Here is a 20,838-nt window from a genome sequence, read left to right on the forward strand (position 1 = left end):
CTCAGTCGCTCGGGCCGGACGCGATCCCGTCCTCGCGCTCGTCGGACGCGGGAGTCGGGCCGGCGTCGCCCTCCGCCCGGTCGACGATCCGTTCGGCGGCGACGACGGCCCCGACGCCGAGGACGACGCCGGCGACGACGTCGATCAGCCAGTGGATGCCCAGATACATCGTCGAGAAGACGACGCACGCGCCGACGAACGACGCGATCGGGAACCACCGCGGATATTCCCGTCGGGAGCGCCACGCGAGCAACACGACGACGACGGTCAGCGACGTATGCAGCGACGGGAAGACGTTCGTATTCGCCGACACGGCCGCGGTCACCTCCTGTGTCTGCGGGTAGAAAGAGTACATCAGTCCGTCGACGGACGACAGGTGATTGCGCGGCCCGTAGACGATAAACAGCGTGTAGAAAAGCGCCCCGATCACGTAGTTCAGCAGATACGAGACGAGGAGTTCCTTGAAATACCGCTGGGACGACAGCAGGAAGTACAGGATCGGCGCGGTCACCAGCAGGTACGGGAACCCGAACATGTACATCGCCGAGAAGAACTCGAGCGTGGCCTCGGGCGTAATCGTCTGGAGCCACGCGACGAACTCCCCTTCGACGGCGTAGATCTCGGCGGTGAGGTCCCAGTCAAGCGCCTTCGAGATGCGGAGCGTGTGGCCGTGTGTCGCACGTTTTGCCACGAAGAACAGCGCCGTGACACCGAGATAGGGGACGATCTCGACGAATCGGCGATCGTAGTCGGCCATCGTCCGGCCGAGCATGGTTCGATCGAGACACGCCACGCAGGTCGCGACGAGTCCGATGCAGACGACGAGTACCGTAAGCAGTACGACGAATCCGAGTGCCATGGGTGGGGATTAGTAGGTGATCGTGGACCGATTGACGGGGCCGGGCGAGACGTCGGTCGCCCGGGGAGGGCGGTACTGACCGGACGGGACACACGCGCCGGTCGATCTATCCATCTGTTGGAAACTCACGATAGCATACATCTATATCAAATATATATCTATTGGTACGTCAATCACCTCGAGCCGGGGCGACGGCGGGAACCGTGGTGCCATGGCGAGAAAGACGACACCGGCGCGTCGAACCGGTTACCGCAGCGTCGACAGCGCTTCACCAGCCTCGCGAGCCGCCGCGAGACAGTCCCGCGCGTACCGCGGGTCGTCGGTTGCGGCCGCCTCCTCGGCGAACCGTTCGAGCGACCGGACCAGCGCGTCGCGGGCCGCCTCGAGGTCGCCGTCGACCGACGACGGGGTCGCCGCGGGAGTGCGTCGCGACGGATCGGGGTCGCTCGAGCGGTCGTCGGTCGGCGAACGCGAGGCGTCGCGGCCGGCGGCGTCGGCCGTCGATGGCTGGCGCTCGGGTTCGGTCGGAGTCGACCGCGTGCGGTCGGTGGCGCTCGGGGGAGTCGCGTCGTCGGTGGTCGGGGTTCGGTCATCATGTCGCTGGTCGGTCGGGGCCACACCGTCGCCCGTCGTGGATTCGGTCCCAGCAGCGCCCGGTGCGGCGGTGTCGGTCGACGCCGATTCGGCCCGTTCGTCGTCGCTTCCCTCGGGGGCAGCTCCCTCGGCCGGCTGGGCCTCGAGATCGGTCCCCTCGACGGCGTCCGGGTTGCCGTGACAGCTGGGACAGAACGTGGTCCCGTTCTGCTGGAACAGCGGATCGCCACAGGTGCCACAGTGGGCGTTGGTCATCGTCGCACCCTTGAGCAGCAGGTCGCTCATCCGCTGGGTTGCCTCGCGCTCTTTCTTGTCCTGTTCGTACTTCTCGCGGAGTTTCTCGCGCTCGGCTTCCTTATCGAAGTCGCTCATGTCCGTCTAGAAGTGACGGGGCGTCGAAAAAGCTGCGACAGCGACGGCTCGAGCCGGCGATCAGGACTCGAGGGCCGCTTCGACGGCGTCGACGGCCGCCGCGGGGGTGTCGACGGGCTCGAGGTCGAGGCCGGCCGCGTCGACGTCGTGGGTCTCGAGGCCGACGACGGGCCGATCGTAGATTCCGGCGAAGCCGATCTCCGAGAGGGTGCCGACGCCGCCGGCCAGCGCGATCACCGCATCGCCGTTCAGCGGGACGAGCGCGTTCCGGGCGTGGCCCAGCCCGGTCGCGATCGGGAGATCGACATCGTCGTTGGCGGCGTCGCGGCGCTCGCCGGGGAGGATCCCGATCGTGGTTCCGCCCTCGGCTTTCGCGCCGCGACAGACCGCCGCCATCGTCCCGCCGCGACCGCCACAGACGACCGTGTGGCCGCGCGCGGCGAGTTCGCGTCCCACCCGCTCGGCGCGAGCCGCCTGTTCGTCCGTGATCGTCCCGCCGCCGATGACGCTGACGCGCATACGTGAGTGGGCGCGAGCGGCCACCATGATCGGTTCGGTCTCGAGTCGGTCGCCCGATCGACGGGCCGGGAATTCGGTACGACGATCGACGAAATACGTACCGGAAAACTCGTTAGAAGTGGGAGGTTTCGACGGATTTAACGTGTGGGATGGGGAAGCATTACGCGATATGACGAAAGTTAGCGTGGTCGGCGCGGCCGGAACCGTCGGGGCCGCTGCGGGCTACAACATCGCGCTTCGGGAGGTCGCGGACGAGATCGTCCTCGTGGACATTCCGGACAAGGAAGACGACACGGTCGGACAGGCCGCCGACACGAACCACGGCGTGGCCTACGACTCGAACACGACGATCCGACAGGGCGACTACGCGGACACCGCCGGCTCGGACGTCGTCGTCATCACGGCCGGCATTCCGCGCCAGCCGGGCCAGACCCGGATCGATCTGGCCGGCGACAACGCGCCGATCATGGAGGACATCGGCTCCTCGATCGCCGAACACAACGACGACTTCGTCACCGTCACCACGTCCAACCCGGTCGACCTGCTGAACCGGCACCTCTACGAGACGGGCGACCGCGCCCGCGAGAAAGTGATCGGCTTCGGCGGCCGGCTCGACTCCGCCCGCTTTCGCTACGTGATCTCCGAGCGCTTCGACGTCCCCGTCCAGAACGTCGACGCGACGATCCTCGGCGAACACGGCGACGCCCAGGTCCCCGTCTTCTCCAAAGTGCGGGTCGACGGGCGAGACGTCGCGTTCGACGAGGACGAGAAGGAGGAACTCTTAGAGGAACTCCAGACCTCGGCGATGAACGTCATCGAGAAGAAAGGCGCGACCGAGTGGGGGCCGGCCACCGGCGTCGGCCACATGGTCGAGGCCATCCTCCGGGACACGGGCGAAGTGCTGCCCGCGAGCGTCAGGCTCGAGGGCGAGTACGGCCACGAGGACGCCGCTTTCGGCGTCCCCGTCAAGCTGGGCTCGGACGGCGTCGAGGAGATCGTCGAGTGGGACCTGACCGAGTACGAGCGCAACCAGCTCGGCGAGGCTGCCGAGAAGCTCTCGGAACAGTACGACAAGATCAGCTAACGCGGTCCTCGCTTGCGGTCCGTTTTTTGCATAGTTTCGTCCTCGCCGTCAGCAGTGTGTCTCGACGGACCGAACGTGCTGACCGTCGACGGACGGACCCCGTCCTGCTCGCTACGGGATCACCTGCTCGCCGTCGTCGTCGTAAATCGTGATCGCGTCGACCGGACAGGAGCGGGCGGCGAACTTCGCGTCCAGTTCCGCGTCGTCGGGTACCTCGCGGACGAAGACACCCTCCTCGACTTCCTCGCTGTCCGCGAGGATCGCCTTCCCCTTCGATTTGTCCTCCTCGAAGGCGTCCCATTCGGCGACACACTGGAACATCCCGATACAGACGTCCTCGTCGAATTCGACCTTCATGCGATGGCGTTGGATCGATCGGCGTAAATCGGTAGCGGTCCCTGCCCACAAGTCGTGATACCATAGACCACATATCAGTATGATTTTATTACTCGGCGGGTCGTCACTCCGAGCATGACTGCGGACCGATCCGGGCCGTCCGAATCGACGGCCGCGGCCGACCCGTTCGGACTGGCGATGCTCGCACACCACCGCGACGAGCCGGGACGACTCGTCTACCGCGACGGGACGGACGTACGGGATGGCAACGTCGCCGAGTTCTACTTCTCGAGCCCGGAGTCGTGGGCACCGGCGACGGTCGCGGTTCTCGAGCGAGTCGCCGAGCGCGAACCGATCCTCGACGTGGGCTGTGGCGCGGGCAAACACCTCCTGTGGTGGGACGAGCGTGGCGTCGAGGCCGTCGGCGTCGACGTGAGTCCGACCGCCGTGCGAACGGCCCGCGAGCGGTGCGAGGTCCGCAGTCCCACGAGGCGAAGCGGCGAAGCCGCGGAGCGCGGCATCGGGGGCGTTCTGGCTGGCAACATGTTCGACCTGCCCGTCGCGACCGGCGCAGTAGGCGCGGTCCACGCCGTCGGGACGCAGGTCGGCCTCGGGCGGTCGCTGGCCGGAATCCGCGACCTGCTCCGCGAGTTCGCCCGCGTGACCGACGACGCGGGCGTGGCCGTCGTGGACAACTACGACCCGGCGCGACTGGACGACGACTTCCTCGGCTACCGGACAGATCCCCGCGAGGGAATCGCCCATCGCTGTTTCCACCTCGAGTTCGTTCGCGAGGCAAACGGCGAGCAGCGACGCGAGGTCGGACCCACCCTGCAGTTCCTGCTGTGTTCGCCCGGACGGCTTCGCGAGGCGACGGTCGGAACGCCGTGGACGACGGCCCGCGTCTCTCGGACTGACGAGGGCGGTCATTACAGCCTCGAGTTGCGAAAGGGGACCCACGACGGCCCGACGAAATAGCGACGGCCCGGGGTCCGCGACACGACTGCCGAGCCAACGCTTTTGCACCGGGTCGTACAACGACAGGATACGAGACGAAATGGTCGCGTTCTCCTTCGCGGTTCTCGTCGTCGCGTCCGTCACCACCTGCCTGTTTATGGCGTGGGTCCTGGGGGCCAACAGCAACTCGCCGCCCTTTGCCCCGGCGATCGGCGCGAACGCCATCTCGACAATGCAGGCGGCGTTCGTCATCGGCCTGCTTGCGGCCGCAGGGGCGCTCATGCAAGGCGGCAGTATCTCCGAGACCGTCGGCGCGGACCTGATCGACGGCGTGACGATCACGCCGCTTGCGGCCACCGCGGGGCTGCTGACCGCGGCGGGCTTTATGGCGATCGGCATCTACACGCGGTACCCGATCCCCGCGGCGTTCGCGACCACGGGCGCGATGATCGGCGTCGGCCTCTCGCTCGGTGGCGATCCCGCGATAGCGACCTACCGCCGCCTCGGGATCTTCTGGGCACTGGTGCCGGTCATGTCCGGCGGACTGGCGTACGCGACAGCGACGATCCTGCGACGCGACGACGTTCCCGAAACGGTCGGGGTCCCCCTGCTGGCCGGCATCGTCGGCGCGATCGTCGCCAACGTCCGGCTCGGGGTGATTCCCGATCCGACCGCCGCGCAGGGAACGCTGGCCGGCTTCGTTTCCCGGCAGTTCGGCGGCGGTCCCACGCTTGCCGCCGGGATCGACCTCGGCACCGGCCTCGTGACGGTCGGAGCCGGTCTCCTCGCGTTCTTCCTGGTCCGCGAGCGCGTCCGCGTCTCCGTCGAGGACGGCATCCGCTCGTTCCTGCTCGTGCTGGGCGGCATCGTCGCCTTTTCCTCGGGCGGCTCGCAGGTCGGGCTCGCGACCGGGCCGCTCGAGAACCTCTTCCGCGTCGAACTCGGGCTGCCGGGGATTCTCCTGCTGGCGATCGGTGCGACGGGCATCCTCGCCGGCGCGTGGATGGGCGCACCGCGACTGTTGCAGGCGACTTCTCGGGAGTACGCCCAGCTGGGCGTGCGACGGTCGATCGCCGCGCTGGTACCCGGCTTTATCATCGCCCAGCTCGCCATCGCGCTTGGCATCCCGATCTCGTTGAACAACATCGTCCTCTCGGGGGTCATCGGCGGCGGGCTGGCCGGCGGCTCGGCCGGCGTCTCCCGACGGAAGATCGCCGTCACGATCACCTTCTGGCTGATCACGCTCTCGAGTTCCGTCGTCGTCAGCTACGGACTGTACCGGCTGTTCGCGGCGATAATCGGCGGATGATGAGTATCCGCGCGGCTCGAGAGCGACCCCGGGCCGTCATTCCAGCACCGTCACCGGCTCCGCGGTGCGTTCGACGACCGTGGCGGCAATCCCGCGACCCAGGAACCGCCTGAAAAAGCCCGTTGAGCCGGTCTCCGAGCCGTACAGCACGACGTGGTCGATCCCCTCGTCGGACGCATAGCGCGGGACGACGGTCCCCGGTCGGCCCTCGGCCGTCTCGATCCGAACCCGCTCCGGCCGGGCGTTGGCGACCGACTCGAGCAACTCGGTCGCGCTCTCCCGGGCGGCCGCCGTTCGCTCGTCGTCGCGCTCGAGGACGCCGCCCTCGCTGAGGGGGGCATCGAGCGGGGTGACAACGGCGAGTAGCGTGATCTCGGCGTCGGAAAACGTCTCGAGGGCGTAGGCAAGCGCCTCGTCCTCGCGGGGGCGGCCGAGCGTGGGGACGAGGACGCGGTCGGGATCGGACATGCGTTGCGCTTCGGGAGCCAGTCGCATCGGTCTATCGCCGTCGACCGATCGCTCTCTAGGGAGGTATTAGAACGGTGGGTTCCGATGGTATCGAGAAAACGAAGTGCCCTGCTATCGTGGCAACAGTGAGTGGCCACGCCCTCCCCAACCGATTCGTTCAGTCGTTTCACTCCCTCACTCATCCCTCGCACGACATCATCGACTGCCCTCGCTGACGCTCAGGCAGTCGACAGCGCGCGCCACCGCAGACCGTTCGGCCGATGGCGGGCGAGACGTGACGGGGCAGTCGAGCGTCCAGCGTAGCGCGAGACGACAGTTTAAACCACGGGACGCGCCAAGGACGCGTAATGAATATCGAGGAGCTGTCGGGGCTCCCGGCCGGTGCCGTCGACCACTTCCGGCGCGAGGGCATCGAGGAACTCTACCCGCCCCAGGCCGAGGCCGTCGAGGCCGGGGCGACCGACGGGGAGAACCTCGTGGCCGCCGTCCCGACCGCCAGCGGGAAGACGATGATCGCCGCGCTCTCGATGCTGTCGGCGATCGAACGCGGCGGGAAAGCGCTCTATATCGTCCCCCTGCGGGCGCTCGCCAGCGAGAAGAAAGAAGAATTCGAGGCCTACGAGGAGTTCGGCGTCACGGTCGGGGTCACGACGGGTAACTACGAGAGTACCAGCGACTGGCTCGCGACGAAGGATATCGTCGTCGCCACCAGCGAAAAGGTCGACTCGCTCGTGCGCAACGGCGCGGACTGGCTCTCGGAGCTGACCTGCGTCGTCAGCGACGAGGTCCACCTGATCGACGACCGCAACCGGGGACCGACCCTCGAGGTGACGCTCGCAAAGCTCCGGAAGCTCAACCCGGGGATGCAACAGGTCGCGCTGTCGGCGACGGTCGGCAACGCCGACGAGATCGCCGACTGGCTCGACGCGGCCCTGATCGACACCGACTGGCGGCCGATCGACCTGCGGATGGGCGTCCACTACGGCAACGCCCTGAACTTCGACGACGGCTCGACCCGGGAGGTGCCGGTCCAGGGCAGCGAAAAGCAGGAGGCCGCGCTCGTCCGCGACATCGTCCGGGAGGGCGGCTCGTCGCTGGTGTTCGTCAACTCCCGCCGGAACGCCGAGGCCGCCGCGGGCCGGCTGGGCGGGGTCGTGAAACCGGAGCTGACCGGCGACGAGCGGGCCGAACTCGCCGATCTGGCCGACGATATCCGCGACGACAGCGACACCGAGACGAGCAAGGACTTGGCCGACTGCGTCGAACGGGGCGCGGCCTTCCACCACGCCGGCCTCTCAAGTACCCAGCGCTCGATCGTCGAGGCGGCTTTCCGCGACCGGCTCCTGAAGGTGATCTCGGCGACGCCAACGCTCGCCGCGGGGGTCAACACGCCCGCCCGCCGCGTGATCGTCCGCGACTGGCGGCGGTTCGACCCCAGTGCGGGCGGGATGTCCCCGCTCGACGTCCTCGAAGTCCACCAGATGATGGGGCGAGCGGGGCGTCCCGGGCTCGACCCCTACGGCGAGGCCGTGTTACTCGCCAAGAGCCACGACGAGAGCGAGGAGCTGTTCGACCGCTATATCTGGGCCGATCCCGAGCCCGTCCGGTCGAAACTGGCGGCCGAGCCCGCGCTGCGGACCCACGTCCTCGCGACCATCGCCTCGGGCTTCGCCCGCACCCGCGAGGGCCTGCTCGAGTTCCTCGAGGCCACCCTCTATGCCAGCCAGTCGAGCGAAGCCGGCCGGCTCGAGACGGTGACCGACACCGTCTTGGAGTACCTCGAGTCGAACGACTTCATCGAGCGCGAGGCGCGTAGCGCCTCGGAATCCTCGAGCGATTCACCGCGAGAGCGCGACGACGACGGCGCGTTCACCACCGCGGCCGCCCTCGAGGGCGGCGGCCGCGACGAGAAACTCGAGGCGACCAGCCTCGGCCACACCGTCTCGCGGCTCTATCTGGATCCGATGAGCGCCGCCGAGATCGTCCACGGACTCGAGGACGCCGACGAGCGTCCGACGGCGCTCGGGCTCTACCAACTCGTCTCGCGGACGCCGGACATGTACGAACTCTACCTCCGGTCGGGCGAGGACGAGCAGTACGGCGAACTGTTCTACGAGCGCGAGGCCGAACTGCTGGGTGCCGCCCCCAGCGAGTTCGAGGAGGAACGCTTCGAGGACTGGCTGGCCGCGCTCAAGACGGGCAAGCTGCTCGAGGACTGGGCCGACGAGACCGACGAAGAGCGGATCACGGACCGGTACCAGGTCGGCCCCGGCGACCTCCGCGGGAAGGTCGACACCGCCGAGTGGCTGCTGGGCGCGGCCGAATCGCTGGCCGCCGAGATCGACAGCGAGTGGACCGTCGCGGTCCGGGAGGCCCGCGCCCGCGTCGAACACGGGGTCGGTGAGGACCTGCTCGAACTCGTCTCGGTGGGCGGCGTGGGCCGCAAGCGCGCCCGGCGGCTCCACGACGCGGGGATCGAGGAGCCCGCCGACCTCCGGACCGCGGACAAGGGCGTCGTCCTGAGCGTCCTCAAGGGGGAGAAGACGGCCGAGACCGTCCTCGAGAACGCCGGCCGCGAGGACCCCTCGATGGACGGCGTCGAGCCGAGCGCGAGCGACGCCGCTGACGGGACGGCCGGAAGCGATGGAACGGACGACGGCACCGTGGAAGCGACGGAGGCGGAGCCAGACGACAGTCAAGCGAGCCTGGGTGATTTCTGATGGAGCTACTCGAGTGTACCCTTGTGATCGACGATCTGGACGAATTCGTTGCCGCGCTCGGCGAACTCGGCGACCGCCACGGTGTGACGGTCCAGGCCTTCGATTCGCGGTACGTGGCCGATCGACGACACCTCGAGCGCGCCGTCGAACTGGCCGATCGAGCCATCGACCGCGGCGAGAACGTCGCTCGGGACCGCGCCGTCGAGATCCTGCTGTACGCCGCGGGCCGCCGGCAGATCGATCGGGCCCTCGAGATGGGCGTCGACGAGGGCGAGACGCAGGCGGTGGTACTCGTCGACGGCGACGGGGACGAACGCGCCGCGCTCGAGGCGGTCGAGGACCTGACCGCGTTTCACGGACGGACCGAGACGCTCGGTTCGCGGGACGACGAAACGCTGTGTGACTTCTTCGGGGTTCCCGACGCCGAGCGGGCGGCGACCGACGCGGGGCTGGCGGCGCTGGTCCGCGAGCGGGTGGCGCTGCTCGAGGTCGAGAAGTAGGCCGGCGTCGACAGGTCCGAATCGACACTACGCTCTTGTGTCGGCACGAGATACATCCGCCATGGCTACCCTCGAGGACCCCGTCGAGATCGGCGGTCTCACGATCCCGAACCGGCTCTACCGCGCGCCGCTGCTCGAGTGTGCGGGCAACGACCCCGACGCGGTCGACGCGCTGATCGCGGACTTAGAGCCTGCGGCGGCATCGGGGGTCGGGCTCGTCTGTCAGGGCGCGACGATCGTCCGCGGCGAGGGCGGCTGTGCCGCGCCGGGGATGACCCGCGTCCACGACCCCGAGTTCGTCTCGCGACTGTCGCGGCTGACCGACCGGATCCACGACCACGGGAGCCGGATCGCCATCCAGCTCGAACACGGCGGCCTCCGGAGCATGGAGACCTGGCACGCCGAATACCACGACGAGCATCCCGATCTCGAGCAACTCGCCGTCTCGGAGCCGCCGTGGCAGTTACGCGTCCTCGATCGGCTGGGCTTTCTCGCGTACGACCCGCACGTGCTGACGACCGAAGAAGTGTACGAACTCGCGGCGGATTTCGGCCGGGCGGCGGCCCGTGCCGTCGACGCCGGCTACGACGCCGTCCACCTCGCCGGCGCGAACATGGGGATCGTCCAACAGTTCTGCTCGCCCTTCTACAACCGCCGGGACGACGAGTTCGGCGGCTCGCCCGAAGCGCGACTCGAGTTCCTCGCGGTCGTCCACGACGAGATCCGCGAGCGGGCCGGCGACGTGCCGCTGCTGACGAAGGTGCCGGCCGAAACGCCCGCCCCGCCCGCGCCGATCGTCCGTCGCAAACTCTCGCTTCGGGACGGCGTCGAGATCGCGCGTCGACTCGAGCGGATCGGCTACGACGCGGTCGTGCCGGTACAGACGTCCGTCGTCTGGGACATGAGCATCGTCCGCGGAGAGTACCCCGAGCGGGCGTGGGACAACGAGGGGCTGCAGGCGGAGTACGACGCGGCGTTCGGCGGCCCGGCCCGAAAGCGACTCGTCGCGCTGGCGAACCGGCTCCAATCGCTGCAGTACGACTTCGAACCCGCGTGGAACGAGACGTTCTGTCGCCGGGTTCGCGAGCAGGTGTCGATCCCGGTGCTGGCGGAGGGAGGGATTCGCGAGCGAGCGCAGATGGATCGGTTGCTGGGCGACTCGAGCGGGGATCGGGGCGGTGCGAGCAACGCCGACCCGGCCTGTGACATGGCCGGCATGGCTCGACCGTTCTACGCCGAGCCGCGACTTGGCGCACGGCTGCTCGAGGGTGGCACTGACGGCACGGCAAGCGAACGGACACGCGCCCTCTGTGAGAGCTGCAACAACTGTACGGTGCCGCAAGTGACCGGGGCACCGGGGATCTGCCGGACGCCCACAGTGGTGCGAAAACGGGGCGAACTCGAGCGAAACGGTACCTACGACCGGTCGTAGCGCCTTACAGCGTCACGGTGTCGCTGGTCAACTCCGCGAGCGTCCCCTCGGTCCAGGTGTCGTCGACGCCGACTCTGAACCGCGAGTCGGTCGGGCCCGCATAGTGAAGCTGCAGGGTGTACGAACCGTCGTCGGCGATCGGTGCCGCTTCCTTCCGGTCCGCATCGACCTGCTCGAGTGCGACCATCTCGTCGGCGTACTCGGTATCGGTCGTCCCGCTGATCTCGTAGCGCTGGAAGTCTGCCTGAACGTTCGACCCCTCGACCGGATATCCCTGCATTTCCCAGCCGCCCAGTCCCTCGTCGATCGCGTACGTGTGTTCGTAGCCCGCATCGATCAGCGACGCGGCGCGCTGAGAGGACAGGTGATGGGGACACCGACAATAGGTAACGATCCGCGTGTCCGTCGACCATTCCTCGACCGGGTCGTTCTCGGTTCCGTCCGGAGCCGGCGAGAACACGGCACCCGCGATGCGGAGTTCCTCGTACTGATCGCGGCCCCGTGCGTCCGCGAACCGTGCCTTATCGTTGTCGTACCACTCGTAAACGTCCGTGACCGGCGCGAGCGGGACCTCGGTTCCGTCGGTCGTCGTCGTCTCGTAGTCGAACTCGTTGGCCGGCGTTCCATTGTCGTCGCCGAGACAGCCGGCGACCGCCCCGAGCGATACCGTCCCCCCGAGAGCGAGGAATCTCCGTCGGTTCATAGGTTCGTCTAGCGACGAGAGGGAGATATGGTTTCTGGTGACTCTCACGTCACCACCGACCCCTTCGTTTCAACTGGAGACCGACAGACGAGGCTGGAAGATTGCTCGAGTCGAAACGGCGGAGAAGTAGTCCATCCTGGATTCGAACCAGGGTCGAAGCCCCCAGAAGGCTTCAGGATTGGCCACTACCCTAATGGACTTGACATGTTTCGTCGGTCTTCGACTTCCGACGAGGTACCAGATAGTAGTGGAGGTGCATATTAGAGTGTTACGAACTGGGACGAGGACGGGGTGCGTATCGAGTCGACGCTGCCGTTCATGACGTGTCGACCGTCGGCGGTTCGTAATGCTCCGCTCGATGGCAGTTCGCACAGAGGACGCTACACCGCTCGATTTCGGCTCGTATCCGCGTTTTCGGCCGATCGTCCGCGACCAATTTCGTGACACTCGCCGCCTTCGGAGGGGCGTCGTGATGGTAATCCAGACACCCGGGATCGGACTCTCCACAGCGGTTACACCCCCGCTCTCGTTTCCGGTCGTGAACCCACTGACGGCGCTCCCGAGTCGGCTGCGAGTAATGGATTTTTCGGTGGCAGTTCGCACAGAGGACCTCACACTTCTCGATCTCGTCACGGAGCCGGTCTTTTCCGTAGCCGTAGGTCACCATCTTCCCGATTGCCATTTCCTTCGTCGCTGTCTCGAGGTGGTGGAAATCGAGGCACGCGACGCTGTCGACCGCACATCTGGAACAGCCACGCTCTTGTTTGATCTCATTGAGCCACGAACGAAGCCGCGAACGACGGCGTAACGATCGTTCCGTATTCCAGTCGACGTTTCGGTAGTGCCACCGCTGGTCGACCGAGAGTTCCTCCCAGACGAGTCCGGGCGGCAATTCGACATCAGCCGGCTTCGGCTCCACGCGGGATCCGGTAGACGGAGCCGTCTCGAGCCCCGCTCTCTCCTTCGCATCGTTCCAACCACCACAGGTCCGAATTATCGTCGCCGAAGCCGGCGTCAGCCCCAGCTCCTCGTACTGCGCCTTCGTCGGCGACTCACCCAGTCGTTCGGCGGCCTCCCGAAGCGCCTCGAGGCACTCCGCCTCGGAAACCATATCGCCGTTGGCCGCGGCATTCCATATAAACCCTCGCCGGCGCTCCGATCCGAAGCGCGGCGAGAGAGCGGGCGCGAACCGACATTCCTTTTCCCCAGTCGCGCGCACGCTCGAGTATGTACGTCGGACGATTCGTCGTCGTCGGTCCCGAGGTCGGCGCGTACCGCGTCTCCTCGCGATCGTTCCCGAACCGCAAGCTCACCGCTCGAGACGAGGCCCTGACCGTCGGGCCCACCGCGGACGCTCCGGAGGCGGACAACCCCTACGTCTCCTACAACTGCCTGCGGGTCGTCGAGACGCCGACCGGTGAGACGGCCGCCTTCGGCAACGGCTCGCACGTCGATCCGATCGCGGAGAAACTCGAGTTGGGGTATCCCGCCCGCGACGCCCTCGCCGAGAGCCTGCTGGCGCTTGACTACGAGAAAGACGACTACGACACGCCCCGGATCGCAGCGACGATCAGCGGCGACGGCGAGGCCCTGATCGGGACCGTTCGCAAGGACGCCCTGCTGATCGAGACCGTCGACGAGCCGACGCTGGTCGCGACCTACGAGAAGAACGCGCCCGAGGCGTTCGAGTTCGACGCCGACGGGGCCGCGGCGGCCGCGAGCGAGGCCTACGACCTCGAGTTCGAACACGCGGTCTGTGCGGCCGGCGTCGCCCGGACCGAGGACGGGTTCGAGACGGCGATCGAGAACGGCAAGTGACGCCGCTGGCGGACGGAATTGATCGGCGGACGTGAGAATCGTCGGTGCCTTTTTATCAACACCTATATGATCGATATTTATGGCGACCGACCGGGATAGCCGACGGTTTGAGTCCGCAGGGCTCGTCTTCGAGTTCCTCTTCGCGCTCTTCGTGGGGACCGTCGTCTACGTCGAATGGTGGGACGGGGCGGTCCCGCCGCTTCCGGACACAGTGGTGCTGCTGATAGCCGTCGGGAGCGGACTCGCGCTGGGCGGTATGGCCGCCGTCCTCGACGACCGACGGACGGTCCGTACCGGTGCATGGCGGCGGGGACTCCGCGTGGCCGTCGCCGTCGTCGGGGGCGGATTCGTTCTGGGTACAATCGTCGTCCCGGACGGGTTGCCAGTTGCGGTCGAACTCGGCGTCCTTGCGGTGGTCTGGGGGAGCGTCACCGGGAAGTTCCTGCTCCGGATCGGGCCGGACTGACAGCAGCAGCGTCACCACAGTTGTCGTGTCCGTTGGCCGTTCCTGAGCGGCGGTCCCCGTTCGAGATGCTCGCTGCCGACGACCGGTCGGCCAACCTACAAGCCCCTCGCGGCGCTATCCTCGTCCATGAAGGTCGGACTCGTCTCTGACGTCCACGGCAACCGGGTCGCGCTCGAGACCGTCCTCGCGGACATGCCCGCGGTCGACGTACTGTGCTGTGCGGGCGACGTGGTCGGCTACAACCCCTGGCCCGGCGACTGCGTCGACGAACTGTGTGCGCGGGACGTGCCGACGGTGATGGGTAATCACGACGCTGCCGTCGCCGGGGATACCCCGTTCCGGTTCAACGGCATGGCCAAGGCCGGCGTCGACCACGCGAAGGCGACACTATCCGACGACCAGCTCGAGTGGCTGGCCGACCTCCCGGCCGAGCGACTCGCGTGCGACGGCCGGGTGAAGTTGGTTCACGGTCACCCGGACGATCCCGACCGCTACACGCGCTACACCTACCCGGAGGAGTTCACCGAACGGATGCTCGGCGACGAGGACGTGCTGGTACTCGGCCACACCCACGTGCAGGGCGTCGAACGGTTCGGGGAGGGGATCGTCGTCAACCCGGGTAGCGTCGGCCAGCCCCGCGACGGGGACCCGCGGGCCGGCTACGCGGTCGTCGATCTCGACGCGCTGACCGTCGAGACCCACCGCGTCGAGTACGATATCGACGCCGTCCAGGCGGCCGTCGAGGAGGCCGGACTGCCGAGTCGCATCGGCACCCGGCTGGCCCGCGGGAAATAGGACTCGAGCGACGCGGTCGGCACCCCGAAACGAACCCTTTTACACTCACCCCGCTGCTACTGCCGGACATGGTATCCATCGGCCACACCGCGCGTCCCGCTCGGAACCGACCCCGTCGCGCCGTGGGCCGGTGTTGTCGCTTGCCGTCCCCGCACCGCACGCGTCGCCGCGAGACCGCCGCCGCGACGGAGACCGATGTTCGAGCGCGTGCGTAAGGACGTCCGGGCGATGGCCGAGCGCGACCCCGCCGCGAAGGGGCGACTCGAGGTCCTGTTGTGTTACTCGGGGCTACACGCGGTCTGGGGGTATCGGCTCGCCCACCGTTGCTGGAACCGCGGCGGCGGGTTCCGGTTGCTCGCACGACTGATCTCGCATCTGGTGCGCTGGCTGACCGGCGTCGAGATCCATCCGGCCGCCGAACTCGGCCGCCGGGTGACGATCGACCACGGGATGGGCGTGGTCGTCGGCGAGACGGCCGAAATCGGCGACGACGTTCACATGTATCACGGCGTCACGCTCGGCGGCGACACGAACGAACCGGTCAAGCGCCACCCGACCGTCGAGGACGGCGCGCAACTGGGCGCGAACGCGACGCTTTTGGGGGACATCACGATCGGCGAGGACGCGGCCGTCGGCGCCGGCTCGGTCGTCACGAGCGACGTTCCGGACGGTGCGACCGTCGTCGGCGTCCCCGCAGAGCGGGTCGACTGAGGGATCGAGGAAACGGATCGCCTCATCCAGCACGCCCGACCGACGCCTCAAACAGACACGTGAAAGGCGTCTCACTGCAAGCCAATTGTCGTCTGCGGTGGCGCGTACTGTCGATCGACCGAGCGCTAGCGAGGGCGATCGATGACACTGCGCGAGGGATGAGCGAGTGACTGGAAGGAACGAGCGAATCGGCTGGGGAGGGCGTGGCCGCTCCCTGTTGCCACGATAGCAGAACGCGCTGAACCCCGGAACTGCTGCCTACGCAAACCGTTCAACAGATGCGGTTACTCACACCAGCGGTTCGACCAGTTCCCGACCCGCCTCGAGCAACTCCCTCACCCGCGCCTCGTCTTCGGCCTCGGCGTAGACCCGCAGCACGGGCTCGGTGCCGCTGGGACGCACCAGCAGCCACGAGCCGTCGGCCAGCAGCAGCTTGAACCCGTCGGCGGTGTTGATGTCCTCGACGGCGGTCCCCGCGACGGTCTCGGGGATCACGTCCTCGAGGTCGGCGAGTACCCGCGACTTCTCGTCGTCGGGACAGTCGACGCTGATCTTGTCCTGAACGACGGTCCCGTGGGCCTCGAGCAGGCGATCGACCCGGTCGTCGATCGGCTCCGCGGCGTGCATCACGGCTGCGAGCAGCGCCATGAGGACGCCGTCTTTCTCGCGGACGTGGCCCCGGACGGTGAACCCGCCCGACTCCTCGCCGCCGACCAGCGCGTCGTACTCGCCGATCGCCTGCGCGACCCACTTGAAGCCGACCGGGACCTCGTGGACCGTCTCGCCGTGGGACTGGGCGACCCGGTCGATCAGGTAGGTCGTGGAGACGGTCCGGACCGCCGACCCCGAGTCCGTCTCGAGCAGGTAGTCGTAGAGCGCGGCGAAAAAGAGGTTCTCGTCGAGATAGCCCCGCTCGGGCGTGACGACGGCGATGCGGTCGGCGTCGCCGTCGTTGGCGATCCCCAGCTCCGGCGCGGTGTCGTCGGCGGTGACGAGGTCGATCAGCGTCTCGAGGTTCTCGGCGGCCGGTTCCGGCGCGCCGCCGCCGAACTCGGGGTCGGGCTCGCAGCGCAGGCATTCGAGGGACGCGCCGGCCCGCTCGAGCAGGGCGTCGGTGGTCCCGCGGCCGCTGCCGTGCATGGCGTCGTAGGCGACGGTGCGGTCGGCGAGGTCGACGTCGCCGGCCATCGATTCGACCAGCTCGAGGGCGGCGTCGGCGTGTGGCCCTGCGAAGTCGACCTCGGTGACGGCCCCGTGGTCGGCCTCGGGGAGCGGATCTGGCTCGGCGAGCCGGTCGGCGATGGCGTCGGTAACGTCGGGGAGGGCCGGCGCGCCGTCGCCGGGGATGAACTTGACGCCGTTGTACTCCGGCGGGTTGTGCGAGGCGGTGATCACCAGCCCGCCGGCGAGGTCACGGTCGGCGATGGCGTAGGCGACGAGCGGCGTCGGTCGGTCCCGATCGGCGAGCAGGACGTCGAACCCGTTGGCACACAGCACCCGTGCCAGTTCCTCGGCGAACCCCCGCGAACCCTCGCGGGCGTCGTACCCCACCGCGACCGGTCCCTCGAGGCCCTCGTCGGTGAGATACGTCGCGACCGCTTGCCCCACCATCCGAACGCGGGGCGACGTGAACTCCTCGAGCGTCGCCCGCCAACCGTCGGTACCGAAGCTGATCGACTCCATGCACCGGTGGTCGAGGGCCGGCGCGAAAAAAGCGACGGGACGACGGGGCCGGTCGGAAGCGATCAGGCGTCGACGTCCGCGAGTCGCTGCTCGAAGAGCCGCTCGCCGGTGTCCTCGCAGGTGACCGCGATCACTTCGTGGGAGCTACAGCAGGACTCGACGACCTCCTCGCCCATCCGGACGTCGCCGCCGGAGGGACAGGTCTCGAGGAACATCCGGAGTCCGTTGAGGACTTCGCCTTTCGTCTCGGGCGCATAGGCGTCCCAGTCGTCGGTCCACGACGCGAGCGCGCGGCTGGCGGCAACGTCGGCGAGCAGGGCGGCGTGGGAAGGCCAGCGGCCGGCCGCGCCGGTCTGCGAGAGCAGTCGGTATGCCTCCCCGTGTTCGCTGAGTTCGAACCGCTCGGGGTCGGCGTCGAACCCGAAGGCGTCGACGGCCGCCTCGACGTCGACCCCCGACTCAGCGAGCGGGTCGATCTCGCCGAACCAGACGGCTTCGAACTCGTCGGTGAGACAGAGATCGTCGCGATCCTCGCAGGGCTCGAGGACGTCGTTCTCGAGGAAGAACGTCTCGAGATCGGCGACAGGATCGGCGTCAGCTCCGGCAGCGGCGGTCCCGTCGCCGTCGGCGGCTGACGTCGTGTCGTCGGTCGCGACGGCCGCGTCCTCGTCGAACGTGACCGCGTCGTCCGCCGTCGAATCGCGGTCGGTTTCGGTCGTCGGGCCGCCGCCGAGGCCGCTCGCGACCGTGGGCTCGGGATCCTTGCCGAACCAGCGCAGTACTGCAGGCGGGAGGTACCGCTTGGTCAGCGTCGGCGTCCCGGGGACGAGATACCCACGGAGGTAGATCAGCGCGATCGAAACGCCGACGGCGACCAGTCCGCCGAGACGGGATTTGCGGGCGACGATCGAGCCGAGTATCGCCGCGATAACCAGGTTCAGGACTGTACAGGGCTCACACCGGTTGTCGCCGGTGTACTCCGGTTGTCTGAGTTCGTCGACGACGTCGATTTGCATCTCGAGAGAACTGTCATTCCCGATGGGTATCTATTTTTCGGCGTGTGTCAGAGGGAAATGACCGGCGAGACATTCGTCGTGACCGGCGTTACTCGAGGCCCACGAGCCGTTCCTTCTCAGTTCGTGAGAGTTGTTTGATCTCGTACTCGCGGGACATCGCCGCCGATTTCGAGTCGAAGCGCTCGTGGTAGCGGAGTTCGACCGGCGTCCGACCGCGGGTGTACTTCGCGCCCTCGCCCGCATCGTGTTCGGCGACGCGTCGCTCGAGGTCGGTCGTGTAGCCGGTATAGAGGGAGCCGTCGGCACACTCGAGGACGTAGACGACGTGATCGGCCATCGGTCGTGAGCAGGGAGACCAGCCTAAAAAGCGTCTCGTCCGTGGGGGCGCGTGGTAGTCGTGATCGATCGCGATGGTCAGGTGCCGCGAGCGCGCTCTTTCGCGGCTTCAGCGATGCCGGCGTTGGCCGAACAACTGACACACGCGTGGATCTCGCCGCGTTCGTCGGCGAAGACGCGTGCGAACCGTTCGGAAACGTGCGCGCCGCAGTGGTCACACTTGGGCATTGGTCACACCGGCCGGAGCCGGTACCCGGATATACCGGGTGTACGGTTAAATAGCCTTCTCCAAACACTGTTTGGCTTTTGGGTTGTGGAAACTATTTTTGCCGAACGGGGTAGGGCTCAGTCGCGGCCGGCGGCGATCGCACGGGCGATGAGGGTCGCCTGTGCTCCGGCGACGAAGCCCGCGTCGACGTTGACGACCGAGAGGACGGTACAGGACTGGAGCATCCCGGCAAGCGCCGCCTCGCCGTCGCCACCGTAGCCGTAGCCGCTCGCGACGGGGACACCGATGACCGGCGTATCAACGAGGCCGGCGACGACGGTCGGCAACGCACCCTCTCGGCCGGCGACGACGATCAACACGTCAGCCCCGCGGAGCCGGTCGAGTTGGTCGAGGGTTCGGGACAGCGCGGCGACGCCGATGTCGTCGACGCGATCGACCGTCACGCCCGCGTCCAGCAGGACGGTTTCGGCCTCGTCGGCAACCGCTTCGTCGACCGTCCCGCCGGTGGCGATCCCCACCGTCGCATCGAGCGACGGCGGCTCGTAGTCGGGAGCCAGCACTCGCGCCGTCGCGCTCCGGCGCTCGAGCGTCGCGTCGGGGGCGGTCGCTGCGAAGTGATCCCTGAGCGCGTCGAACTGCGGCTCCGACAGACGCGTCAGCAGCGCTCGGCCCGTCGTCTCGAGGGCGGTTTCGGCGAGCGCGACGACCTGTTCGGCCGACTTCCCCTCCGCGAAGATCGCTTCCGGGATCCCGCGGCGCTGTCGACGGGCCGCGTCGAACCGGCCCGCCTCGCCGACCACGTACCCCCTGAGTTCGGCTTCGGCCTCGGCCGGCGACAGGTCGCCGTCGGCCACGGCCTCGAGGAGTTCGCGCATACCGCCGTTCCGGGGTCGACGTACTCGAATGCGTCGGCTGGCGGTCGGTCCGGGACGAGTCACGGCGCGGACGCCGTCGAGGATCTTGTGATCTCGTAACGTACGTGCGAGCCCCGGAGGACCGCGCGCGAGGCAACTCAGCCGATTCGCGACCCCCGTTCGGCGGGGCCGCCACTCATATGCCATATACTTTCCGGTGAAATCGGTGGTCGAAACGGGCGAATCAACCGCTGCAACCCCCGTATTTCCGCTGCTAACCAAAATTCTTATATGGAGTTATGCGAAACCGATACACCGTATGGCAGATCTTATCGTCAAAGCCGCCGTAAAGGAAGCGCTCGATGACAAAAACGTTGCCTCCGACTTCTACGACGCACTCGACGAGGAAGTCGACGAGCTTCTCGAGGACGCCGCCCGACGCGCGGAAGCCAACGACCGGAAAACGGTCCAGCCCCGCGACCTGTAAGGGACGCCACCCCAATTTTTTCGGACGCTACGGTCGATAGCGATAGCTGTCGCCGGCCGACACCCGGGCGACGTTGCCGGCTCGAGTTTTTTGCCCGATGCCGTGATACGGACGGATATGTTGCGCAGACTGCTGATCGGCTTCGGCCTCCTCGAGATCGTGAAACCCGAACCGGTGATCGCCGCCTGCGAACGGATCGGCCTCCGAAACCCCGGCGAGCCCCAACCGCGGCCGCTCGCGCTCGCCGGCGCTCGGCTCGAGGGGCTGGTCTTCGTCTGGCTGCTCGTCCGCGGCCGGCAGGGATCGGCGCTGGTTTCCGGGCTGCTCGGGCTCGCCGGACTGACGCTCGTCCTCGTCCCGCGACCGGTCATCGACCTCAGCCAGCACCTGGTCTACGCGAACACCGACGACCTCGAGTTGCGGCCGTGGGTCGAGCCCGCGGCGCGGCTGCTCGGCGTCCTCTATCTGACCGTGACGCTGCTCTCGCGGAGTACGAACGAGGAGTCGGCGACCGAGCAACGGGAATCCGAGATCGCGGAGTCGTCGGGTCGGCTCCCGCTCCCGGCGCGGTAAGGGGCTCCAGCCCGAAA

24 protein-coding genes and 1 tRNA gene are annotated in these 20,838 nt (G+C 67.7%); 12 read left to right on the forward strand and 13 right to left on the reverse strand.

Annotated features, from left to right (window positions below; all coding sequences use genetic code 11):
• Position 1: 1 nt before the first annotated feature.
• The 3 genes from NP511_RS10035 to NP511_RS10045 form a co-directional block, all read right to left on the reverse strand.
• Entirely contained in the window at positions 2 to 859 is an 858-nt protein-coding gene (locus NP511_RS10035; protein ID WP_049965297.1) for a phosphatase PAP2 family protein, read from the reverse strand.
• Positions 860 to 1,105: 246 nt separating this feature from the next.
• The gene (locus tag NP511_RS10040; protein WP_049965296.1) at positions 1,106 to 1,825 is read right to left on the reverse strand and encodes an Sjogren's syndrome/scleroderma autoantigen 1 family protein; all 720 of its coding nucleotides are present in this window, start codon (positions 1,823 to 1,825) and stop codon (positions 1,106 to 1,108) included.
• A 60-nt stretch (positions 1,826 to 1,885) separates the two neighbouring features.
• Entirely contained in the window at positions 1,886 to 2,344 is a 459-nt protein-coding gene (locus NP511_RS10045) for a TIGR00725 family protein (RefSeq protein WP_049965295.1), read from the reverse strand.
• A gap of 169 nt (positions 2,345 to 2,513) precedes the next feature.
• Here NP511_RS10045 and mdh point away from each other — a divergent pair, with 169 nt between their 5' ends.
• Positions 2,514 to 3,428 carry a malate dehydrogenase gene (gene mdh, locus NP511_RS10050; protein ID WP_049965294.1) on the forward strand — a complete coding sequence of 305 codons (915 nt, stop codon included), beginning with the start codon at positions 2,514 to 2,516 and terminating at the stop codon, positions 3,426 to 3,428.
• Between the two features lie 111 nt (positions 3,429 to 3,539).
• Here mdh and NP511_RS10055 read toward each other — a convergent pair whose 3' ends face one another.
• Positions 3,540 to 3,785, reverse strand: a complete 246-nt coding sequence (locus tag NP511_RS10055) for a ferredoxin (RefSeq protein WP_006648419.1) — start codon at positions 3,783 to 3,785, stop codon at positions 3,540 to 3,542.
• A gap of 114 nt (positions 3,786 to 3,899) precedes the next feature.
• Here NP511_RS10055 and NP511_RS10060 point away from each other — a divergent pair, with 114 nt between their 5' ends.
• Both NP511_RS10060 and NP511_RS10065 read left to right on the forward strand, forming a co-directional pair.
• Positions 3,900 to 4,742 (forward strand): class I SAM-dependent methyltransferase, encoded by an 843-nt coding sequence (locus tag NP511_RS10060; RefSeq protein WP_049965293.1) that lies wholly within the window; start codon positions 3,900 to 3,902, stop codon positions 4,740 to 4,742.
• Positions 4,743 to 4,821: 79 nt separating this feature from the next.
• Complete coding sequence (locus NP511_RS10065; protein ID WP_049965292.1) at positions 4,822 to 6,030, forward strand: inorganic phosphate transporter; 1,209 nt, start codon at positions 4,822 to 4,824, stop codon at positions 6,028 to 6,030.
• Between the two features lie 36 nt (positions 6,031 to 6,066).
• Here NP511_RS10065 and NP511_RS10070 read toward each other — a convergent pair whose 3' ends face one another.
• Complete coding sequence (locus tag NP511_RS10070; protein ID WP_049965291.1) at positions 6,067 to 6,525, reverse strand: universal stress protein; 459 nt, start codon at positions 6,523 to 6,525, stop codon at positions 6,067 to 6,069.
• Between the two features lie 320 nt (positions 6,526 to 6,845).
• Between NP511_RS10070 and NP511_RS10075 the strand changes: the two genes are divergently transcribed.
• The 3 genes from NP511_RS10075 to NP511_RS10085 all read left to right on the forward strand — a co-directional run bounded on the left by NP511_RS10075 (position 6,846) and on the right by NP511_RS10085 (position 11,150).
• A complete protein-coding gene (locus tag NP511_RS10075) occupies positions 6,846 to 9,218 on the forward strand; it encodes an ATP-dependent DNA helicase (RefSeq protein ID WP_049965290.1) in 2,373 nt (790 codons plus the stop codon).
• Positions 9,218 to 9,718 carry a KEOPS complex subunit Cgi121 gene (cgi121, locus tag NP511_RS10080; protein ID WP_049965289.1) on the forward strand — a complete coding sequence of 167 codons (501 nt, stop codon included), beginning with the start codon at positions 9,218 to 9,220 and terminating at the stop codon, positions 9,716 to 9,718. Before NP511_RS10075 ends, cgi121 begins: the two co-directional genes overlap by 1 nt.
• A gap of 61 nt (positions 9,719 to 9,779) precedes the next feature.
• Entirely contained in the window at positions 9,780 to 11,150 is a 1,371-nt protein-coding gene (locus NP511_RS10085; protein WP_049965288.1) for an oxidoreductase, read from the forward strand.
• Between the two features lie 4 nt (positions 11,151 to 11,154).
• On the opposite strand, the gene NP511_RS10090 is transcribed toward NP511_RS10085, so the two are convergent.
• The 3 genes from NP511_RS10090 to NP511_RS10100 all read right to left on the reverse strand — a co-directional run bounded on the left by NP511_RS10090 (position 11,155) and on the right by NP511_RS10100 (position 12,964).
• A complete protein-coding gene (locus NP511_RS10090) occupies positions 11,155 to 11,853 on the reverse strand; it encodes a rhodanese-like domain-containing protein (RefSeq protein ID WP_049965287.1) in 699 nt (232 codons plus the stop codon).
• A gap of 127 nt (positions 11,854 to 11,980) precedes the next feature.
• Positions 11,981 to 12,053 (reverse strand) — tRNA-Gln (locus NP511_RS10095).
• A 116-nt stretch (positions 12,054 to 12,169) separates the two neighbouring features.
• Positions 12,170 to 12,964: a homing endonuclease associated repeat-containing protein gene (locus NP511_RS10100; protein ID WP_049965286.1), complete on the reverse strand. Its 795-nt coding sequence runs from the start codon at positions 12,962 to 12,964 to the stop codon at positions 12,170 to 12,172.
• Positions 12,965 to 13,080: 116 nt separating this feature from the next.
• Between NP511_RS10100 and NP511_RS10105 the strand changes: the two genes are divergently transcribed.
• From NP511_RS10105 to cysE, 4 genes are all read left to right on the forward strand, one after another.
• Complete coding sequence (locus NP511_RS10105; protein ID WP_049965285.1) at positions 13,081 to 13,671, forward strand: IMP cyclohydrolase; 591 nt, start codon at positions 13,081 to 13,083, stop codon at positions 13,669 to 13,671.
• 79 nt (positions 13,672 to 13,750) lie between these two features.
• Complete coding sequence (locus NP511_RS10110; RefSeq protein ID WP_049965284.1) at positions 13,751 to 14,137, forward strand: hypothetical protein; 387 nt, start codon at positions 13,751 to 13,753, stop codon at positions 14,135 to 14,137.
• 126 nt (positions 14,138 to 14,263) lie between these two features.
• Positions 14,264 to 14,932, forward strand: a complete 669-nt coding sequence (locus tag NP511_RS10115; protein ID WP_049965283.1) for a metallophosphoesterase family protein — start codon at positions 14,264 to 14,266, stop codon at positions 14,930 to 14,932.
• Positions 14,933 to 15,127: 195 nt separating this feature from the next.
• A complete protein-coding gene (gene cysE / locus NP511_RS10120) occupies positions 15,128 to 15,643 on the forward strand; it encodes a serine O-acetyltransferase (protein WP_049965282.1) in 516 nt (171 codons plus the stop codon).
• A gap of 288 nt (positions 15,644 to 15,931) precedes the next feature.
• Here the strand turns inward: cysE and NP511_RS10125 are convergent, their stop codons facing one another.
• The 5 genes from NP511_RS10125 to larB all read right to left on the reverse strand — a co-directional run bounded on the left by NP511_RS10125 (position 15,932) and on the right by larB (position 19,782).
• A complete protein-coding gene (locus tag NP511_RS10125) occupies positions 15,932 to 17,326 on the reverse strand; it encodes a phosphoglucomutase/phosphomannomutase family protein (protein ID WP_049965281.1) in 1,395 nt (464 codons plus the stop codon).
• Positions 17,327 to 17,388: 62 nt separating this feature from the next.
• Positions 17,389 to 18,342: a DUF8054 domain-containing protein gene (locus tag NP511_RS10130; RefSeq protein WP_211249103.1), complete on the reverse strand. Its 954-nt coding sequence runs from the start codon at positions 18,340 to 18,342 to the stop codon at positions 17,389 to 17,391.
• An 88-nt stretch (positions 18,343 to 18,430) separates the two neighbouring features.
• Positions 18,431 to 18,679: a GIY-YIG nuclease family protein gene (locus NP511_RS10135; protein WP_006183066.1), complete on the reverse strand. Its 249-nt coding sequence runs from the start codon at positions 18,677 to 18,679 to the stop codon at positions 18,431 to 18,433.
• 77 nt (positions 18,680 to 18,756) lie between these two features.
• A complete protein-coding gene (locus NP511_RS10140; RefSeq protein ID WP_006183067.1) occupies positions 18,757 to 18,906 on the reverse strand; it encodes a DUF7563 family protein in 150 nt (49 codons plus the stop codon).
• 117 nt (positions 18,907 to 19,023) lie between these two features.
• Positions 19,024 to 19,782: a nickel pincer cofactor biosynthesis protein LarB gene (gene larB / locus NP511_RS10145; RefSeq protein WP_049965279.1), complete on the reverse strand. Its 759-nt coding sequence runs from the start codon at positions 19,780 to 19,782 to the stop codon at positions 19,024 to 19,026.
• A 298-nt stretch (positions 19,783 to 20,080) separates the two neighbouring features.
• Here larB and NP511_RS10150 point away from each other — a divergent pair, with 298 nt between their 5' ends.
• On the forward strand, positions 20,081 to 20,248 hold the full coding sequence (locus NP511_RS10150) for a DUF1931 family protein (RefSeq protein WP_004267503.1): 168 nt from the start codon (positions 20,081 to 20,083) through the stop codon (positions 20,246 to 20,248).
• A gap of 117 nt (positions 20,249 to 20,365) precedes the next feature.
• Positions 20,366 to 20,821 (forward strand): hypothetical protein, encoded by a 456-nt coding sequence (locus NP511_RS10155; RefSeq protein ID WP_049965277.1) that lies wholly within the window; start codon positions 20,366 to 20,368, stop codon positions 20,819 to 20,821.
• Positions 20,822 to 20,838 lie beyond the last annotated feature (17 nt).

Origin of the sequence: Natrinema thermotolerans, from assembly GCF_031165565.1 — an archaeon.
GTDB classification, from domain to species: Archaea; Halobacteriota; Halobacteria; order Halobacteriales; family Natrialbaceae; genus Natrinema; species Natrinema thermotolerans.

Bases quoted from the DNA above. Each gene is read 5' to 3' on its own strand.
- NP511_RS10115 (WP_049965283.1), top strand. From the start codon at position 14,264: ATGAAGGTCGGACTCGTCTCTGACGTCCACGGCAACCGGGTCGCGCTC.
- NP511_RS10140 (WP_006183067.1), bottom strand. From the start codon at position 18,906: ATGCCCAAGTGTGACCACTGCGGCGCGCACGTTTCCGAACGGTTCGCA.
- NP511_RS10100 (WP_049965286.1), bottom strand. From the start codon at position 12,964: ATGGTTTCCGAGGCGGAGTGCCTCGAGGCGCTTCGGGAGGCCGCCGAA.
- NP511_RS10130 (WP_211249103.1), bottom strand. From the start codon at position 18,342: ATGCAAATCGACGTCGTCGACGAACTCAGACAACCGGAGTACACCGGC.
- NP511_RS10090 (WP_049965287.1), bottom strand. From the start codon at position 11,853: ATGAACCGACGGAGATTCCTCGCTCTCGGGGGGACGGTATCGCTCGGG.
- larB (WP_049965279.1), bottom strand. From the start codon at position 19,782: ATGCGCGAACTCCTCGAGGCCGTGGCCGACGGCGACCTGTCGCCGGCC.
- NP511_RS10075 (WP_049965290.1), top strand. From the start codon at position 6,846: ATGAATATCGAGGAGCTGTCGGGGCTCCCGGCCGGTGCCGTCGACCAC.
- NP511_RS10040 (WP_049965296.1), bottom strand. From the start codon at position 1,825: ATGAGCGACTTCGATAAGGAAGCCGAGCGCGAGAAACTCCGCGAGAAG.
- NP511_RS10105 (WP_049965285.1), top strand. From the start codon at position 13,081: ATGTACGTCGGACGATTCGTCGTCGTCGGTCCCGAGGTCGGCGCGTAC.
- NP511_RS10125 (WP_049965281.1), bottom strand. From the start codon at position 17,326: ATGGAGTCGATCAGCTTCGGTACCGACGGTTGGCGGGCGACGCTCGAG.
- NP511_RS10150 (WP_004267503.1), top strand. From the start codon at position 20,081: ATGGCAGATCTTATCGTCAAAGCCGCCGTAAAGGAAGCGCTCGATGAC.
- cgi121 (WP_049965289.1), top strand. From the start codon at position 9,218: ATGGAGCTACTCGAGTGTACCCTTGTGATCGACGATCTGGACGAATTC.
- NP511_RS10035 (WP_049965297.1), bottom strand. From the start codon at position 859: ATGGCACTCGGATTCGTCGTACTGCTTACGGTACTCGTCGTCTGCATC.
- NP511_RS10070 (WP_049965291.1), bottom strand. From the start codon at position 6,525: ATGCGACTGGCTCCCGAAGCGCAACGCATGTCCGATCCCGACCGCGTC.
- NP511_RS10110 (WP_049965284.1), top strand. From the start codon at position 13,751: ATGGCGACCGACCGGGATAGCCGACGGTTTGAGTCCGCAGGGCTCGTC.
- cysE (WP_049965282.1), top strand. From the start codon at position 15,128: ATGTTCGAGCGCGTGCGTAAGGACGTCCGGGCGATGGCCGAGCGCGAC.
- NP511_RS10055 (WP_006648419.1), bottom strand. From the start codon at position 3,785: ATGAAGGTCGAATTCGACGAGGACGTCTGTATCGGGATGTTCCAGTGT.
- NP511_RS10060 (WP_049965293.1), top strand. From the start codon at position 3,900: ATGACTGCGGACCGATCCGGGCCGTCCGAATCGACGGCCGCGGCCGAC.
- NP511_RS10045 (WP_049965295.1), bottom strand. From the start codon at position 2,344: ATGCGCGTCAGCGTCATCGGCGGCGGGACGATCACGGACGAACAGGCG.
- mdh (WP_049965294.1), top strand. From the start codon at position 2,514: ATGACGAAAGTTAGCGTGGTCGGCGCGGCCGGAACCGTCGGGGCCGCT.
- NP511_RS10065 (WP_049965292.1), top strand. From the start codon at position 4,822: ATGGTCGCGTTCTCCTTCGCGGTTCTCGTCGTCGCGTCCGTCACCACC.
- NP511_RS10155 (WP_049965277.1), top strand. From the start codon at position 20,366: ATGTTGCGCAGACTGCTGATCGGCTTCGGCCTCCTCGAGATCGTGAAA.
- NP511_RS10135 (WP_006183066.1), bottom strand. From the start codon at position 18,679: ATGGCCGATCACGTCGTCTACGTCCTCGAGTGTGCCGACGGCTCCCTC.
- NP511_RS10085 (WP_049965288.1), top strand. From the start codon at position 9,780: ATGGCTACCCTCGAGGACCCCGTCGAGATCGGCGGTCTCACGATCCCG.